Genomic DNA, 559 nt, shown 5'->3' with positions numbered 1-559 from the left:
GTGGTCTTGCCGTAAAAGTGGCTCTCTGGCAGATGTAGTTTCCCTGCGAGCTGGAGCCCCTCTCCGACGACATCACCATTGACGGTGATCTTCCACTTATCGTTGATCTCGACTTTATCCCCCGGCATACCGGTGAGGATTTTGACCATGCGAGTCCCGTCCTTGTAGAAAGGCTGCATGTTCTTGGCTTGGAAGGCGTAAACAGCTCCCCTCTCCAGAGTTTGGTCGTTCAGATCAATGAGGAAGAAGGTGTAACCCGGCAGGCACTTCTCCTGTTGTGGATCAATGCCAATACGGTAGCGGCTGGCAAAGGCCGCACCAGCAGCCCAAAGAACCAGTAGTGTCACACCGGCCTTAACCCCGAAGCGCTTCCAGGATTCCTTTTTGACGAAATACTTCTTGAGTGGAAAATTCATTTCAGCACCTCATCAGGGAGGTACACGTCACTTGGAGCCCCGACGACAGCACTTGCGTCAAGGACCAAATAACCTGCGTCTTTCAACTTCAAAATTGCGTCATTGGTCTTGACCATCAGCCTTTCAACTTCCTCCTGAGAGGC

General features: G+C 52.1%; 1 protein-coding gene. It reads right to left on the bottom strand.

All coding sequences use genetic code 11. The features are described 5' to 3' along the window. Positions 1-416: S26 family signal peptidase (locus R8N47_RS27430; RefSeq protein ID WP_318186391.1), on the bottom strand; the 416-nt coding region annotated here is incomplete at its 3' end. Positions 417-559 lie beyond the last annotated feature (143 nt).

The organism is Vibrio sp. 2132-1 (assembly GCF_033344315.1).
This window is presented reverse-complemented; position numbering and strand designations above follow the sequence as displayed.